Genomic DNA, 15,781 nt, shown 5'->3' on the forward strand with positions numbered 1-15,781 from the left:
CCCGGGTGGCCAGCGTCGAAGAGGTGAAGGCGAACGTCGCGGCGTCGGTGGACGGCACCGGGCGCGCGGTGACCGGCATCCAGCACGTGTCGGAGCAGCTGGACGACGCGCTGTCGTTGCTGCGGCTGACCGCGATCGGGTCGTTCCACCCGTCGGTGGCGTCGGCGATCGCGCAGCTGGAGCAGGCCCGGATGCGGCTGGACGAGGCGGCGACTCTGGCGCGCGGCGCGATGGACTCCGCCGACACCTATCGCATGATCGTCTAGCCCGCCGCGGTCAGATCCACCTCGACGAGCTGGCCCCGGTAGCCGAGGGCGGTCACCCCGAGCAGGGTGCTGGCCGTCGTGAAGGCCGGGGCGAGCGGCGAGTCCATCAGGCGACGCCAGACGGCGCTGAGGTCGGCGCTGTCCCCGCTGACCACGTAGACCAGGGACCGCACCACGGCGTCCGGCTTGACCTCGGCAGCGGCCAGCACGGCCATGCAGTTGGCGATGACCTGGTCGGTCTGGGTCAGGAAGTCGTCGCCGACGACGTGATCGTCGATGTCGACCGGGCACTGACCGGCGAAGTGGATCATCCGGCCGGCCGGCGAGACCGTGATGTGTGAGTAACCGTCGGGTTGGTGCAGATCCGATGGGTTGGAGCGCTCCAGCACAGTCACCTCGCGTTGATCAGCATCATCGCTTCCGCGCGGACCTTGCCGTCGCGTTGGAACGCGCCGCGGACCGCGGACGTGACCGTACGGGCTCCGACCTTGCGGATGCCACGCATTTCCATGCACAGGTGCCGGCACTCCAGCACGACGATGACGCCGCGCGCCCCCAGCTGCTTCATCAGCAGGTCGGCGATCTCCGACGTGAGCCGCTCCTGCACCTGCGGCCGGCGGGCGAACACCTCGACCAGCCGGGCCAGCTTGGACAGGCCGGTGATGCGGCCGTCGGTGCCGGGGATGTAGCCGACGTGCGCGCTGCCGATGAACGGCAGCAGGTGGTGCTCGCACATGCTCTGCACCTCGATGTCGCGCACGAGCACGAGCTCCTCGTGGTTGGCCTCGAACGTCGTGCGGACCACCTGGGACGGGTCGACGCGCAGACCGGCGAAGAGCTCCGCGTACGCCCGGGCCACCCGGGACGGGGTGTGTTGCAGGCCGTCCCGGTCCGGGTCCTCACCGATCGCGATGAGGATCTCCCGGACCGCCTTCTCGATACGCGGCAGGTCGACGGCCTGCTCGACGGGAGACCCGTTGAGCTTGCCGTCGACCAGTCGTGCTGCGAGAGAGTCGAGCTCGCCGATCAGTGGCCGCCTTCCGCGCCGTTGCTGCCCGAGGGACCGGGACCGACCGCCGCCTGGCCGTCCGCCTCGGCCTGCGCCTTGAGCGCGGACTGCTCCGCCGGGGTGAGAACCGGCGGGGCGGAGGACGGCAGGCGCTTGCCGAAGCCGCTGAAGGGCGCCATCGGAGGACGTTTCTGCACGCGGGCGCAGATGCGGTTCATGTCGTCCTGCGTGATGGTTTCCTTCTCCATCAGCTCGAGCACCATGTCGTCGAGGACATCGCGGTACTCCACAAGGATCTCCCACGCCTCGTCGTGCGCGAGCTCGATGAGCGCCCGGACCTCGCTGTCGATGTCGGCGGCGACGGCGTCCGAGTAGTCCTTCTCGTGGCCCATGTTGCGACCCATGAAGGGCTCGTCACCACTGGTGCCGTACTTGATGGCGCCCAGCTTGGAGCTCATGCCGTACTGCGTGACCATGGCGCGGGCCAGGCTCGACGCCTTCTCGATGTCGTTGCCGGCGCCGGTGGTGGGCTCGTGGAAGACGAGCTCCTCGGCGGCCCGGCCACCCAGGGCGTACGCCAGAGTGTCGATCATCTCAGCGCGGGTCTGGGTGTACTTGTCCTCGGTCGGCAGCACCAGCGTGTGACCGAGGGAGCGACCGCGCGGCAGGATCGTCACCTTGTGCACGGGGGCGGAGTGCGGCAGCGCGTACGCCACCAGCGCGTGACCGCCCTCGTGGTACGCGGTGATCTTCTTTTCCTTGTCGCTCATCGCCCGGGTCTTGCGTTCCGGTCCGGCGATAACGCGGTCGATCGACTCCTCGAGGAAGTAGTTGCTGATCGCCCGCTTCTCGTTACGCGCGGTGAGCAACGCGGCCTCGTTGATCACGTTGGCCAGGTCGGCGCCCGAGAAACCGGGCGTCCGGCGAGCCACCGCGTCGAGGTCGACATCCGGCGTGAACGGCTTGCCCTTGGCGTGCACCCGGAGGATCGCCTTGCGGCCCTCCATGTCCGGGTTGTCCACCGGGATCTGCCGGTCGAAGCGGCCCGGGCGCAGCAGCGCCGGGTCGAGGATGTCCGGCCGGTTGGTCGCCGCGATCAGGATCACGCCGCCCTTGGTGTCGAAGCCGTCCATCTCCACGAGCAGCTGGTTGAGCGTCTGCTCGCGCTCGTCGTGACCGCCGCCCATGCCGGCGCCGCGGTGCCGGCCGACGGCGTCGATCTCGTCGACGAAGACGATCGCCGGCGCGTTGGCCTTGGCCTGCTCGAACAGGTCACGGACACGGCTGGCGCCGACACCGACGAACATCTCGACGAAGTCCGAGCCGGAGATCGAGTAGAACGGCACACCGGCCTCACCGGCGACCGCGCGAGCCAGCAGCGTCTTACCCGTGCCGGGCGAGCCGAAGAGCAGCACGCCCTTCGGGATCTTCGCGCCGAGCGCCTGGTATTTCGCCGGGTTCTGCAGGAAATCCTTGATCTCATACAGCTCTTGGACTGCCTCGTCGGCGCCCGCCACGTCGGCGAACGTCGTCTTCGGCGTGTCCTTGGTGATCATCTTCGCCTTGGACTTGCCGAAGTTGAGCACCCTCGAGCCGCCGCCCTGCATCTGCGACATGAAGAGCAGGAGCAGGATCACCAGGATCGCGATCGGCAGCAGGTTGACCAGCAGACTCAGCAGGATGCTGTCGCCGGAAACCGTGACGTTGAAGTTCTCCTGGACCCGCCCGGCGGCCTTGGCCTGCTGGACGGACTGAAGGATCTGGTTGCTCGCCTCGTAGGGGTACTGCGTCTCGATCAGCTTGGTCTCTTTGCCGGCGAATCGCTCGTCGGAGACCAGATCGATCTGCAGGGTCTGCTCTTTGTCCTTGATCAGGACTTTTTTGATGCCTGGCTGGGTCAGCCGCTCGAGGGCGACCGAAGTGTCAACTCGCTGGTAGCTCGGACCACTGGTGAAGATTGAGCTCAGCGCAATCGCACCGATGATCACCAGACTGATCCAGACCACCGGGCGGCGGAAGAAACGCGTACGTTCCATACTGTCTGTCGGGCGGTTAGCGCGCCCGGACCCTCCTGATCGGCGTCCTGGTCACCTGACTTGCTGCCGGCGAGCATGGGGCTGCGCCATTGGTCACTCGACGGTACACCGTGAGTGCCGGTCGCGACTCCGTGAGCCCACCCGCTCGACACCGGCCGTTTACGGCCTAGCCAGGTGAAAAGCGGGCGAATCGGCCCATTCCTGAGAAGACGCTGAGGAACCCGTTCAGCTACGGGCGTACACGTCCGGCTTCAACACCCCGATATAGGGCAGCTCACGGTAACGCTCGGCGAAGTCCAAGCCGTAGCCCACCACGAACTCGTTCGGGATCTCGAAGCCGATGTACTTCACCGGAACGTTGACCTTCACCGCGTCCGGCTTGCGCACCAGCGCGACCACCTCGACGCTGGCCGGTGACCTGCTCTGCAGGTATTTCATCAGCCAGGAGAGGGTCAGGCCGGAGTCGACGATGTCCTCGACGATCACCACGTGCCGGCCGGCGATGTCGCGGTCCAGGTCCTTGAGGATGCGCACCACCCCCGACGAGGTCGTGCCGGAGCCGTAGGACGACACCGCCATGAACTCCATCTCGACGGACGGACCCGTCCGGCCCAGCTCCCGGGCGAAGTCGGCCATGAACATGACCGCGCCCTTCAGCACGCAGACCAGAAGCAGGCCGCCGTCGGCGCCGGCATGGTCGGCCGAGACCTGCTTGGCCAGTTCCTCGACCTTCTCCCGGATCTGTTCCTCAGAGAGGATCACGTGGTCGATGTCGGCGTCATACCAGGAGCCGTCTGCCATGGGCCTAGCCTGCCGCATCAAGGTTGCGCGCAGCGGCCGGGGTCGCGGCTGGGACCAGCGCAAACCCGGCGAAACCCCTGGTGTTCGCGACACGGCGTGGCGACCGTCACAGGTCAACTCGGGTCAGGCGTCCCTCTCGCCGGGCCACCTGCACCCCACCCGGTAACGCTGTCGAACCCTGGCCGTGCCAGTCCGTGATCAAAGCGTCCAGGGCGGCCACGTGCCGGTGGGACAGCGAGCCGCCGGGGACGCCCAGCCGCCGGGCCCACTGGTGCAGCACCCGGGTGCGGATCGCGTCCGGCAGGACGGACAGGTCGGTCACCACGAGCTCGTCGCGCACCTCGGCGGCGGCCAGGGCGTCCAGGGCTGCGTTGTCGGCGGCCAGCTGACCGGCCGTACGCGCCAGGTTGTCGACCACGCCCGGGCCGAGCGCGGCGATCAGAGCGGGCAGCAGGTCGGCGCGGACGCGCGCGCGGGCGTACGCGGAATCCCGGTTGTGGGGGTCGTCCCAGATCTCCAGGCCGAGCGCCGCGCAGGCCTTGCGAGTCTCCGAGCGGGCCACGCCGAGGAAGGGGCGCAGCAGCAGGCCGCGGCGCACCGGCATGCCGGACATCCCGCGCGGGCCGGCGCCCCTGGCCAGCGCCAGCAGCACGGTCTCGGCCTGGTCATCGCGGGTGTGCCCCAGCAGCACCGCGGCGGCGGCGTACTCCAGGGCCGCCGCCTCGAGGGCTGCGTATCGCGCATTTCGGGCAGCCGCCTCGGGTCCACCGGCACCGGACACCTCGACCGCCATGGACAGAACGGGCGAGAAGCCAGCAGCCCACCCGACGACCGCCTCGGCGCGAGCAGCAGAGCCGGCCTGCAGCCCATGATCAATGGTCACCAGCCCCGCGCGGAGGCCCATCCGAGGTGCCACGAACGAGGTCGCCGCGGCCAGCGCCAGCGAATCGGCCCCGCCCGAGCACGCCACCAGCACCAACGATCCCGCCGGAAGCCAGGCCAGCGCCGACCGGACCGCCCGGCGGGTGGCCGCGACCGGCGCCGGCAGGTACGCCATCTAGCCGGCGGAGACGCCGCCGTGCACCCGGGCCACCCAGGCATCCGGGTCGCCCAGTTCCTCCAGCCGCGGCAGAGTCAGCGGGGACTCGAAGATCCGGTTGAACCCCGGCATGCCGACCCGCTCGACGACGCCGTGCACGAATTTCCGGCCCTCCGCGTACTGCCGCATCTTGACCTCGATGCCCAGCACCCGGCGGATCGCCTTCTCCAGCGGGTTGCCGGTCTCCCGGCGCCGGTTGAACTTGGCCCGGATCGACTCCACGCTCGGGATCACCTCGGGGCCGACGCCGTCCATCACGAACTCGGCGTGGCCCTCCAACAGCGTCATCAGCGCGGTCAGCCTGTCCAGCACGGCCTTCTGTGCCGGGGTCTGCACGATGTCCAGCACCGACGAACGGCTGTTCTCGTCGCGCAGCGCGTCGGACAACGTGGCGACGCCGCGCCGCAGCCGCTCCAGGATGTGCTCGCTGTTCTGCGAGGCGTCGACGAAGGCCTGCACCTCGCCGAGGAAGTAGCCACGCATCCACGGCACCGCGGTGAACTGGGTGCGGTGGGTGACCTCGTGCAGGCACACCCAGAGGCGGAAGTCGCGGGGGTCGGCCTCCAGCTTGCGCTCGACCTCGACGATGTTCGGCGCGTTCAGCAGCAGCTGGCCGGGCTCGCCGGAGAACACCTCGTACTGTCCGAGGACCCGGCCGGAGAGATAGGCCAGCACGGTGCCGGTCTGCACGCCCGTGACCCGGGAACCGATCGCGTCGGCCACCCCGCCCGGCTGCCGGTCGCCGGCCAGCCGGGTGACCAGCGGGCCGATCACCTGCCGCAACCCGGCGATGTTGACCGCCGCCCAGTCCTTGCGGTCGACGACCCGGACCGGCGGCACCTCCACCTGGGAGGACAGACCGGTGTAGGCGGCCACGTGACCGGCCGCCTCGTCGGTCAGCTCCCGGAGCTCGGTCACCACCTGCATGGCTTCCTCGTAGGACACCGCGGGGCCGGATTTCGACAGCGCGCCCGCGGTGGCGGCGGCCAGATCCCAGTCAACGAACTGCGCCATGCAGCCGACAGTACTCGCGGCCCACCAGCGAACGGCCCCTGAAGAAACCCCGAACTGTGTTTACCCGACCTCAGCAGCCGCAGGCCACCAGACGGGTGGCGACCCTGTCCAACGCCTGCCGCGCCGAGGTCGAGTCCCCCGTCTTGTCCGCCATGATCGCGAAGACCAGCAGCCGCCCGTCATTCGTCACGAGCTGGCCGGCGATCGTGTTCACCCCGGTCAGCGACCCCGTCTTGGCCCGGACCAGGCCCTGGCCCGCCTTGTTCGGCGCCGGCGTCACGAAGCGGGTCCGCAGCGTCCCCGACCACCCCGCCACCGGCAGCCCCCCGAACATCGGGTTCAGCGCCGGGTGCTCGCCACTGGCCGCCACGGTCAGCAGCTTGGTGAGCAGCGCCGGGCTGATCTGGTTGAGCCGGGACAGCCCGCTCGCGTCGGACAGCTCGAGCTGGTCGGCGGGCAGGCCCAACTCGCCCACCTTGGCGATCATCGCCCGGCTGGCACCCTCGAACGAGGCCGGCTCGTCAGCGGCCAGCGCCACCTGCCGGGCCAGCACCTCGGCGATCGTGTTGTCGGACTGCTCCAGCATCCAGTCGACGACGTGCACCAGCGGAGGCGACTGGACCGCGCCCAGCTCGGTGCCCGGCGCGGCCGATCCCGGAGCGGCGGACGGTCCGGCCGGCGCCGCGGCGGGCGCCGTACCCCGGGTGACCTTGGCCGTGACGTCGAGCTGCTTGGCGAACGCCTGCCCCGCCGCCAGCGCCGGATCGGAGTGCCGCGGATCCCCGCCGACGTCGTTGTGCACCGGCGTCCGCCGCCCGGCGTTCGTCATCAGCGGCGTGATCGCGGAGACCTGACCCTCCGGCGAGATGATCGTGCTGTTCCAGCCCTTGCCCGTGGACGGGCCGGTGAACATCGACGTGTCGATCAGCACCCGGGTGATCGGGGTGTCGCCCATGGCCTTCTTGACCTGGTCGGCGAGCCGGTCCAGCCGCGCGGCGCCGGGGAACTGCCCCTTGGAGTTGACGGCCAGCGTCGGATCGCCGCCGCCCACCAGCACCACCTCGCCGGGCTGGGCGCCGGCCACCGCGCGGGTGGTCAGCCGGTAGGCCGGGCCACGCGCGGCGAGCACCGTCGCGGCGGTGACCAGCTTGGTCGTGGAGGCCGGCGTGGTCGGGGTGTCGGCGCCCTGCGCGAAGAGCGTCGCGCCGGTAGCGGCGTCGACCACCGAGACGCGCACCCGGGAACCCAGCGCCGGCGCCGCGATCAGGCCCTTGATCGCCTGCTGCACACCGGCCGCGCTGGGTGCCGCGGCGCCCTCATCGGCCGCGACCAGCACCGGCGTAGGCATCGGCTCCGGCGCGAGCGTCACGGAGGCCTTGGCCGCCGGCTCATCGGCCAGCCACCCGGCGACCGGCCCCGGCCGCATGATGAAGGTCGCCGCCCCGACAGCCACCATCAGGATCAAACCCAACAAACCGGAAACCATTAAGGTACGCCGAGTCCGAGACGGTTCCCCCGTGGCCGCACCGGCTGGTTGCCCGCCCGCTCCCGGTGCGCTCGTTCCGGGTTGTCCCGGCCCATCCGCCTGACTCCCGCCCGGCCCCGCGCCACCGCCCGCGGCCCGGTCGATCCCCACCGGCCGCGACACACTGACCCGCCCGACCGCGGGCCGCAGCCCACCGGCCGCACTCTCAACGTCACTCTCGCCGCCCGCGGACTCCCCACCCGCAGGCCAAACCCCCGCACCGCCGCCGCCCTGACCTCCCTGAAAACCGCCCGGCGTTCCTTGACCACCGTCGGGAACGACCTGCGCACGGCCCGAGCCGCCATGGGCTCCCTGAGCACCGCCCGGGCCGCCTTGAGCACCGCCCGAGCCGCCCTGGACTCCTTGAGCACCGCCCGAGCCGCTGTGGATAACGCCCGGGCCCCCTTGCACTGGGCCGCGCTGCATACCGCCTGGGACGACGTTGCCCGGCTGCTGAGCGTTGCCCGGGTGCTGACCACCACCAGGCCGCTGAGCGTTGCCTGGCTGCTGACCGTTGCCTGGCTGTTGACCGTCCTCAGGTCGCTGCACGTTGCCTGGCTGCTGACCGGCGCCGCTGCCCGGAGGCGTGGCCCAGGCTGCCGGCATCGGCACCGATGCGCGGCCCGCCTTCTTGGGTGGCGGCCCGCTCAGCTGCCCACCCCCGACCGCCTGCACATGATCACCCTGCTGCGCGCCATCCGGACGTGACTGCGCCCCGTCTTGCGCTCCAGCTCGCGGCTGCGGATCAGCCTGCGCTTCAGCTTGCGGCTGCGATCCGGCCTGCGGCTGAGCCCCGGCCTGCGGCCACGGGCCGGCCTGTGGGTGGGGACCAGACTGCGGGTGCGAACCGGGCTGCGCTCCAGCCTGCGGCTGCGCTCCAGCCTGCGGCTGAGCCCCGGCCTGCGGCCACGGGCCGGCCTGCGGCTGTCGACCGGCCTGCGGATGAGACTGCGGGTGAGGCTGTGACTGCGGCGGGGTGTCCGGCTGCTGATGGCCCCCGATCGACGGCGCTCCCGGCGTACCCGAGGGTTGTTGTCCTCCGGCCGGTGACCCCGCGCCTGATCCCTGTGGTCCCCCGGACGGACCCGGTCCTTGCTGCCCCTCGGCCGGCGGACCGCCGACCCGAGCCGATCCCCTGGCCCCCGTAGCGGCACCTTCCGGCGCCGACTCTCCCCGTGACAATTCAGCCCTTTCCGGCCCATCCGAGCCCGCGCCGCCCCTGCGCCGGTCGTCCCCCATGTGGTCGTCCCCTGCCTGACCAGCCGCTGCCCAGCCGTCCCCAGCTCGGCTGCCATCAGCCTGACCGTCCCCAGCCCGGCTGTCCCCAGCCCGACTGCCATCAGCCCGGCCATCCCAGGCCCGGCCGTCCTCAGCTCGGCTGCCATCAGCTCGGCCGTCGCCGGCCCGGCCGTGCTCGACGTGACTGTCTCCAGCGCGGCCGTCGTTGCCGGTAGGTGTTGCCAGGACCGACGCTCGGCCGCGGCCCGCCCCGGACTCACCGCCGGCCGGGACCGCCCCGCGCGCGGGCTGAGCGACCTGCGGCTGCTGGGGCGGTTGTGGCTGGTGGGGCTGCTGGGGCGGCGGAGACCCGTCGCCCGCCGACGGGGCGGCGACCGACTCGGGAGGGTTTGCGGGCACCGATGCCCGTCCCCTGTGTGAATCTTCCCTCCCCACCGGCCCCTCCTCGCTCGTGGCGGCAGACTTAGGGGAGACTACTGACATCCCGCACATCGCGGCGCGCGGATTGTGCCGAGCCCGAGCTCGCCTGCCGCCCATCGTGATCGGGCTTACACACGGCCGGCAGATGACCGAGGGAGCACATCATGGATTTCGACGTCTTGGTTGAGATCCCGAAGGGTCAGCGCAACAAGTACGAGGTCGACCACAAGACCGGGCGCATCCGGCTGGACCGCACGTTGTTCACCGCGACGCAGTACCCGGCGGACTACGGCTTCATCGAGGGCACCCTCGGTCAGGACGGCGACCCGCTCGACGCCTTGGTCCTGATCCAGGAGCCGACGTTCCCGGGCTGCCTGGTGCGCGCCCGCGCGATCGGGATGTACCGGATGACCGACGAGAAGGGCCGCGACGACAAGGTCCTCTGCGTGCCTTACGAGGATCCGCGTCAGGAGCACCTGCGCGACATCCATCACCTCGGCGAGTTCGACCGGATGGAGATCCAGCACTTCTTCACGGTCTACAAGGATCTCGAGCCGGGGAAGTCGGTGGAGGGCGCCACCTGGACCGGCCGGGTGGAGGCCGAGGAGGAGATTCGTGCCTCCTTCAAGCGGCAGGAAGATCTGGAACACCACGACGAGGGCCACTGACCCGAGGGCAGCCGACGACGCAGGGCCGGTTCCGCTTCCGCGGGGACCGGCCCTGATCTTTCAGAAGGAGATGTTGGTGACGGCGCCATAGAGGCCGGCCACGGCACAGGCGACCGGGATCACCGAGACCACGACCAGGGTGTCGAGCAGGTCAGCGGCCCGGCCCAGGTAGGGCGACGGGGGCTTGCGGGAGTAGGTGGCACCGGCGGCCATCGTGGACAGTGCCAGGATCACGGCCGCGGCGCTGACGCCCAGGCGTACCGGCGTGCCGGCGCCGGTGAGCAGGTCGACGCCGAGGGCGGCCACGCCGAAGAGGCCGGCGCAGAGCAGCGGCACCCGCTGGCGCAGCGTGACGAAGAGGCGGGAACGCAGCAGCAGCGCGGCCGCCGTAACCGCCATCAGGATGCGCGCCGAGACGCTGCCGGCGGTGGCCAGTACGAGGAAGGCGCCGCTCGCCAGGACCGCGTGGCCGAGCAGCATGCCGGCCAGCAGCTCCTCGGTGCGGGTGACCGCGGCGAAGACGGTCGCCCGGTCGGGACGCTCGCGGGCCAGGTCGGCCGCGCCGGCGGTCTGTGCCGCGGTGAAGCCCTCGGCGCCGCTGCCGGTCGGCAGGGTGACCGGCGGCATCGGGACCTTGCCGAACCGGATCGCGAGCAGCGGGATCACGCCGATGCCGCAGACCAGGACCGAGATCAGGACCGCCGCGCCGCCGGCGGCCGACGTCCAGACGCTGATCAGGGCGGTGATCGCCCCGAGCAGGCCGATCATCGCGCCGGCGGTGAAGACGCGCAGCCCGGCCGCGACGCCGATGCCACCGAGCGCGGCGACCAGCAGCAGGGCCACCGAGCCGGTCAGCAGCTCAGGACCGCCCAGCCACGGGAGCAGCGGAAACACTCCGACGCGGTCGGCCGAGCCGGAGGAGACGAGGACGGCGCCGCCGGCGAACGCGTACGGCATCGCGCAGGCGCCGAGGGCCGCACCGGCGCGGGCGTCCCCGTACGCACGAGAAGCCGTCACCCCGGCGAGCGCGAGCAGCAGACCGACGCCGAGCCCGACGTAGGCCGAGCCCGCCCACGACGGCCCGGCGGCGAGCACCGCGATCAGGCCGATGCCCAGCAGCAACGCGCCGCTGAACACGGTGGCGGTGCGGGTCGACGCGGGCGTCCAGACGGTGCCGCGGCGGCGCGCGCCCTCGGCGATGGCCTCGACGACGTCGTCGTACTCCAGCTCCGGCCAGTCGTCGCGGGCCGGCACCAGGTGCAGCACCTCGCCGTCGCGGACGCCCTGGGGGAAGAGCCCCTGCGCGATGGTCAGGGGAACGCCGTCGGTGCGCCGGAGCAGCCACCCGCCGTGTCGTTCGCCGTCGTCGGCCAGCCCCTCACCGGCGTGCCGGAGCACTTCCGGCAGCAGCTCGGCCAGCGGAACGTGCTCGGGCAACGCCACATCGACGCGGCGTTGCGGAGCGCTGATCGTGATGCGCGCCAACCCGACACTCATGAATGAAAACCCATCGACGGAAGCGAGGCTGCGGAACGGAGGGGACTTTACCTATCCTGGGCCCGGCGCGATGCCCGCCTGTGGATGCAGGTGACGGGGACGAAAGGGACAGCTTGTCATGAGTACGACCGTGATCAAGCGGTCCGCCCGCCGACCGGCACCGGAGATTCCGACCGGCGAGCTGGCTGTGGACGCACCGCCGGAGGTTCCGCAGGAGGGTGGCCGGCGCTGGCAGCAGGCCATGATGGCGCTGCCCATGCTGGGTGGTTCGGTCGCGATGGCCATGATGATGGGCCGGGGCAGTGGCGGTGCCATGTCCTATGTGGTCGGCGGCCTGTTCGGGGTGTCCTCGCTGGCGATGCTGGCCACGTCGTTCGGCAGCAACGGCTCGCCGAAGAAGGCCGAGATGATGGCCGCCCGGCGCGAATATCTGCGTCATCTGGCGAACTTGCGCCGCCGGGTCCGTGAGACGGCGGGCCGGCAGCGGACCGGCCTCTACTACCGGCACCCGGAGCCGGGCCAGCTCTGGTCGACGGCCGGGAGCCACCGGGTGTGGGAACGCCGCCCGGCTGATCCCGATTTCGGGGTGGTCCGGCTGGCGGTCGGCCCGCAGACCTTGGCGACTCCACTGGTACCCCCGGTGACCAGGCCTCTGGAGGATCTGGAGCCGATGACCGCGGGGGCGTTGCGGCGCTTCCTGGACGCGTACTCGGTGGTGCCGGACCTGCCGGTCGCGGTCTCCCTGCGCGGTTTCGCGCGGGTGTTCATGCGTGGGCCGGAGGCCGAGTCGCGGGCGCTGACCCGTGCCGTGCTGGCCCAGCTCGCGGTCTTCCACGCGCCGGACGACCTGCTGATCGCGGTGGCCGCCGGCCCGGAGCGGCGGGCGTCCTGGGAGTGGGTCAAGTGGCTGCCGCACAACCTGCACCCGCATCGCACCGACGCGCTCGGCCCGGTGCGGATGGTGGCCAGTTCGGGGCCGGACCTCGAGAAGATGATCGAGGACGTGATCGGTAACCGGCCGCGGTTCAACGCGGCCGCGATCGGCATGAGCACGCCGCATATGATCATCGTGCTGGACGGCGTGGACCTGCGCGGCGCCACTCAGCTGGACGACGGCATCGACGGCGTGACCGTTCTCGATCTCGACGAGACCCCACCCAAGCTGCTCGATCGGTCGCTGTTGGTGCTGGAGGTCCGGCAGGCTGCCGGAAAACGCAACCTGCACACGTACGCCACGGAGCACGCCGCCGAGGTCGGCACGCCGGACCGGCTGAGCGAACCGGAGGCGGAGGCGATCGCGCGGCGGCTCGCTCCGTACCGGCTGGCCGCCGCGTCCAAGTCGCCGGATTCGCCGCTGGCCGCCGAGATGGGGCTGGGCGAGCTGCTCGGCATCGCCGATGTGGACACGTTCAGCGTGGCGCAGAGCTGGCTGCCCCGGCCGAACCGGGACAAGTTGCGCGTACCGATCGGGATCGGCGGTGACGGCGGGCCGATCGAGCTGGACCTGAAGGAGTCGGCGCAGGACGGCATGGGCCCGCACGGCCTGCTGATCGGCGCGACCGGTTCGGGCAAGTCGGAGCTGCTGCGCACGCTGGTGCTGGCGCTGGCCGGCACGCATTCGTCGGAGACGCTGAACTTCGTGCTGGTCGACTTCAAGGGCGGCGCGACCTTCGCGTCATTGGACCGGCTGCCGCACACCGCGGCGGTGATCACCAACCTGGCCGACGAGCTTCCGCTGGTCGACCGCATGGTGGACGCGATCGACGGCGAGATGTTGCGCCGCCAGGAGCTGCTCCGGAAATCCGGCAACTACGCCAGCCTGCGCGACTACGAGAAGGCGCGGGCCAGTGGCTCGGCGCTGCCACCGTTGCCGTCGCTGCTGGTGATCTGCGACGAGTTCTCCGAGCTGCTGTCCGCCAAACCGGACTTCATTGACCTCTTCGTCCAGATCGGACGTCTCGGGCGATCGCTGGGCGTGCACCTGCTGCTGGCCAGCCAGCGCCTGGAGGAGGGGCGGCTGCGGGGACTGGACACGCACCTGTCGTACCGGATCGGTCTGCGAACCTTCTCCGCTCTCGAGTCGCGGGCGGTGCTCGGGGTGCCCGACGCCTATGAGCTGCCCCGCGCCCCCGGGCACGGCTACCTCAAGTTCGGCACCGAGCCGCTGGTCCGGTTCAAGGCGGCGTACGTCTCCGGCCCGTACCGCAAGGCCGGCGGCCGGCGCGCGGGCGTGAGCGGCAATGCGGCACCCCAGGTGCTGTCCTATTCGACCCATTACGTGCCGGTACCGAAGACTGTCAAACCGGTCGAGCCGCAGCCCGAGGACGCCCCGGCCGGCGAGAGCCTGATGGACGTGATGGTGGCCCGGCTGACCGGCCAGGGACCGCCGGCGCACCAGGTGTGGTTGCCGCCGCTGACCCAGTCGTCGGTGCTGGACGAGCTGCTCGGCCCGGTCGCGGTCGACCCGGTGCGCGGCCTGTGCTTCGCGAACCCGGAGCTGCACGGCGCGCTGCAGGTGCCGATCGCGCTCATCGACAAGCCGCGCGAGCAGCGGCGGGACGCGATGTGGATCCAGCTCGGCGGCGCGGCCGGGCACCTCGCCGTGGTCGGGGCGACGCAGTCCGGCAAGTCGGCGGCGCTGCGTACGCTCGTCTGCGGCCTGGCGCTCACCCATACGCCTGCCGAGGTGCAGGTGTACTGCCTCGACTTCGGGGGCGGCGCTCTCGGCGTACTCAAAGACCTGCCGCACGTGGGCGGTGTCAGCGTGCGCACCGATGTGGTGGGCGTGCGCCGGACGGTCGGCGAGGTCCTCACCCTGCTGGCCGAACGGGAACAGCGGTTCGCCGAGATGGGCGTCGACTCGATGTCCTCCTACCGGCGGCGGCGCGCGAACCCGTCAGCCGTGGACGCCGACCCGTTCGGCGACGTCTTCCTGGTCATCGACGGCTGGTCCACGCTGCGCAAGGAGTTCGAGGAGCTGGAGCCGGTCATCACCGACATGGCGACCCGCGGCCTCTCCTACGGCATCCACATCGTCGGCACGGCCACCCGCTGGATGGACTTCCGGCCGGCCATCCGGGACATCTTCGGCTCGCGGCTGGAGCTGCGGCTGGGCGATCCGAGCGACTCCAGCGTCAACCGTCGCGCCGCGATCAACGTGCCGGAGCAGGCCGGCCGTGGCATCGTCGAGCACCCGACCGACAAGAACAAGAGCTACCACCTTCTGACGGTACGCGCCGAGCTGAGCACCATCGGCGAGACGTCCGAGCTGGTCAAGGAGATCGCGGCGAACTGGCGTGGCCCGCTGGCCCCGCGGGTGCGCCTGTTGCCGCAGTCGTACCCGTACGCCGACATGGACCAGACCCGCAGCAGCGGCCTGCGCCTGCCGATCGGGCTGTCCGAGCAGGACCTCTCGGTGGTGGAGATCGACTTCGCGACCGACCCGCATTTCCTGCTCTTCGGCGACGCCGAATGCGGCAAGTCGTCCTTCCTGCGCGCGCTGGCGACCACCGTGATGCAGCGGTTCCAGCCGGAGGAGGCCCGGATCATCCTGGTCGACTACCGGCGCAGCCTGATGGACCTGCCGGAGACCGAGCACCGGATCGGCTACGGCATGCAGGCGCAGAAGACGCTGGAGCTGATCCAGTCGGTGGCCGGGTACATGGAACGCCGGCTGCCCGGCCCCGACGTGACCGCGCAGCAGCTGCGGGACCGGTCGTGGTGGACCGGGCCGGAGCTGTTCGTGCTGGTCGACGACTACGACCTGGTCGTCTCCGGCCCGACCAACCCGCTCACGCCGCTCCTGGAGTACCTGCCGCAGGCCCGCGACGTCGGCCTGCACCTGGTGGTCACGCGCCGGGCCGGTGGCGCGAGCCGGGCCCTGTACGAGCCGGTCATCCAGCGGCTGCGCGAGCTGTCGTCGCCGGGCCTGGTGATGTCCGGTCCGACCGACGAGGGCGCGCTCATCGGCCCGGTCAAGGCCGTCCCGATGCCACCAGGACGTGGCCGCCTCATCACCCGACGTGAGGGAGTGCGTCTCGTCCAGCTCGCCCACCAGCCGCCCTACTAGGGCGTCGATTCTCGGTCGCACCGGTCGCCCTACTAGGTCGAACGGACGAACGGTGCGATTGAGTTGTCCACACCCCCGCAACCTCTCGCTTTTTCGGAGTAATCTCCCTGCATCGAACGGCCCCGTTCACCTCACCAG

Annotated in this window: 13 protein-coding genes; 5 read left to right on the top strand and 8 right to left on the bottom strand. The window is 71.0% G+C overall.

From position 1 onward, the window contains the following. Nucleotides 1-5: 5 nt before the first annotated feature. Complete coding sequence (locus QSK31_RS21495; RefSeq protein ID WP_285686045.1) at nt 6-266, top strand: hypothetical protein; 261 nt, start codon at nt 6-8, stop codon at nt 264-266. Here QSK31_RS21495 and QSK31_RS21500 read toward each other — a convergent pair. The 7 genes from QSK31_RS21500 to dacB all read right to left on the bottom strand — a co-directional run bounded on the left by QSK31_RS21500 (nt 263) and on the right by dacB (nt 7,711). Then, nucleotides 263-661 (bottom strand): RidA family protein, encoded by a 399-nt coding sequence (locus QSK31_RS21500; RefSeq protein ID WP_285686046.1) that lies wholly within the window; start codon nt 659-661, stop codon nt 263-265. The genes QSK31_RS21495 and QSK31_RS21500 overlap by 4 nt on opposite strands. Beyond that, on the bottom strand, nt 658-1,293 hold the full coding sequence (gene folE, locus QSK31_RS21505; protein WP_285686170.1) for a GTP cyclohydrolase I FolE: 636 nt from the start codon (nt 1,291-1,293) through the stop codon (nt 658-660). Before folE ends, QSK31_RS21500 begins: the two co-directional genes overlap by 4 nt. Continuing rightward, nucleotides 1,293-3,311 carry an ATP-dependent zinc metalloprotease FtsH gene (gene ftsH / locus QSK31_RS21510; protein WP_285686048.1) on the bottom strand — a complete coding sequence of 673 codons (2,019 nt, stop codon included), beginning with the start codon at nt 3,309-3,311 and terminating at the stop codon, nt 1,293-1,295. The genes folE and ftsH overlap by 1 nt, the downstream gene beginning before the upstream one ends. A gap of 225 nt (nt 3,312-3,536) precedes the next feature. Further along, nucleotides 3,537-4,112 carry a hypoxanthine phosphoribosyltransferase gene (hpt, locus tag QSK31_RS21515; protein WP_285686049.1) on the bottom strand — a complete coding sequence of 192 codons (576 nt, stop codon included), beginning with the start codon at nt 4,110-4,112 and terminating at the stop codon, nt 3,537-3,539. A 106-nt stretch (nt 4,113-4,218) separates the two neighbouring features. Further along, the gene (tilS, locus tag QSK31_RS21520) at nt 4,219-5,169 is read right to left on the bottom strand and encodes a tRNA lysidine(34) synthetase TilS (protein ID WP_285686050.1); all 951 of its coding nucleotides are present in this window, start codon (nt 5,167-5,169) and stop codon (nt 4,219-4,221) included. Then, nucleotides 5,170-6,225 carry an Rv3626c family coenzyme F420 biosynthesis-associated protein gene (locus QSK31_RS21525; protein ID WP_285686051.1) on the bottom strand — a complete coding sequence of 352 codons (1,056 nt, stop codon included), beginning with the start codon at nt 6,223-6,225 and terminating at the stop codon, nt 5,170-5,172. A 70-nt stretch (nt 6,226-6,295) separates the two neighbouring features. Further along, nucleotides 6,296-7,711 carry a D-alanyl-D-alanine carboxypeptidase/D-alanyl-D-alanine endopeptidase gene (dacB, locus tag QSK31_RS21530; protein WP_502872989.1) on the bottom strand — a complete coding sequence of 472 codons (1,416 nt, stop codon included), beginning with the start codon at nt 7,709-7,711 and terminating at the stop codon, nt 6,296-6,298. 300 nt (nt 7,712-8,011) lie between these two features. Here dacB and QSK31_RS21535 point away from each other — a divergent pair, with 300 nt between their 5' ends. From QSK31_RS21535 to QSK31_RS21545, 3 genes are all read left to right on the top strand, one after another. Beyond that, complete coding sequence (locus QSK31_RS21535) at nt 8,012-8,458, top strand: hypothetical protein (RefSeq protein WP_285686053.1); 447 nt, start codon at nt 8,012-8,014, stop codon at nt 8,456-8,458. 54 nt (nt 8,459-8,512) lie between these two features. Further along, nucleotides 8,513-8,716, top strand: coding sequence for a hypothetical protein (locus tag QSK31_RS21540; RefSeq protein WP_285686054.1), 204 nt, complete (start codon nt 8,513-8,515; stop codon nt 8,714-8,716). An 857-nt stretch (nt 8,717-9,573) separates the two neighbouring features. Beyond that, nucleotides 9,574-10,077, top strand: coding sequence for an inorganic diphosphatase (locus QSK31_RS21545; RefSeq protein WP_285686055.1), 504 nt, complete (start codon nt 9,574-9,576; stop codon nt 10,075-10,077). A gap of 60 nt (nt 10,078-10,137) precedes the next feature. Here QSK31_RS21545 and eccD read toward each other — a convergent pair whose 3' ends face one another. Next, entirely contained in the window at nt 10,138-11,574 is a 1,437-nt protein-coding gene (gene eccD / locus QSK31_RS21550; protein ID WP_285686056.1) for a type VII secretion integral membrane protein EccD, read from the bottom strand. Nucleotides 11,575-11,692: 118 nt separating this feature from the next. Between eccD and eccCa the strand changes: the two genes are divergently transcribed. Beyond that, complete coding sequence (gene eccCa / locus QSK31_RS21555; RefSeq protein ID WP_285686058.1) at nt 11,693-15,643, top strand: type VII secretion protein EccCa; 3,951 nt, start codon at nt 11,693-11,695, stop codon at nt 15,641-15,643. The last annotated feature ends 138 nt before the right edge of the window (nt 15,644-15,781 follow it).

This window comes from Actinoplanes sp. NBRC 103695 (assembly GCF_030269485.1).
Taxonomy (GTDB): domain Bacteria; phylum Actinomycetota; class Actinomycetes; order Mycobacteriales; family Micromonosporaceae; genus Actinoplanes.

What these genes read in the sequence shown, in the direction of transcription:
- ftsH (WP_285686048.1), bottom strand. Translation starts at nt 3,311, where the DNA reads ATGGAACGTACGCGTTTCTTCCGCCGCCCGGTGGTCTGGATCAGTCTG.
- hpt (WP_285686049.1), bottom strand. Translation starts at nt 4,112, where the DNA reads ATGGCAGACGGCTCCTGGTATGACGCCGACATCGACCACGTGATCCTC.
- tilS (WP_285686050.1), bottom strand. Translation starts at nt 5,169, where the DNA reads ATGGCGTACCTGCCGGCGCCGGTCGCGGCCACCCGCCGGGCGGTCCGG.
- QSK31_RS21525 (WP_285686051.1), bottom strand. Translation starts at nt 6,225, where the DNA reads ATGGCGCAGTTCGTTGACTGGGATCTGGCCGCCGCCACCGCGGGCGCG.
- dacB (WP_502872989.1), bottom strand. Translation starts at nt 7,711, where the DNA reads ATGGTTTCCGGTTTGTTGGGTTTGATCCTGATGGTGGCTGTCGGGGCG.
- QSK31_RS21545 (WP_285686055.1), top strand. Translation starts at nt 9,574, where the DNA reads ATGGATTTCGACGTCTTGGTTGAGATCCCGAAGGGTCAGCGCAACAAG.
- eccD (WP_285686056.1), bottom strand. Translation starts at nt 11,574, where the DNA reads ATGAGTGTCGGGTTGGCGCGCATCACGATCAGCGCTCCGCAACGCCGC.
- eccCa (WP_285686058.1), top strand. Translation starts at nt 11,693, where the DNA reads ATGAGTACGACCGTGATCAAGCGGTCCGCCCGCCGACCGGCACCGGAG.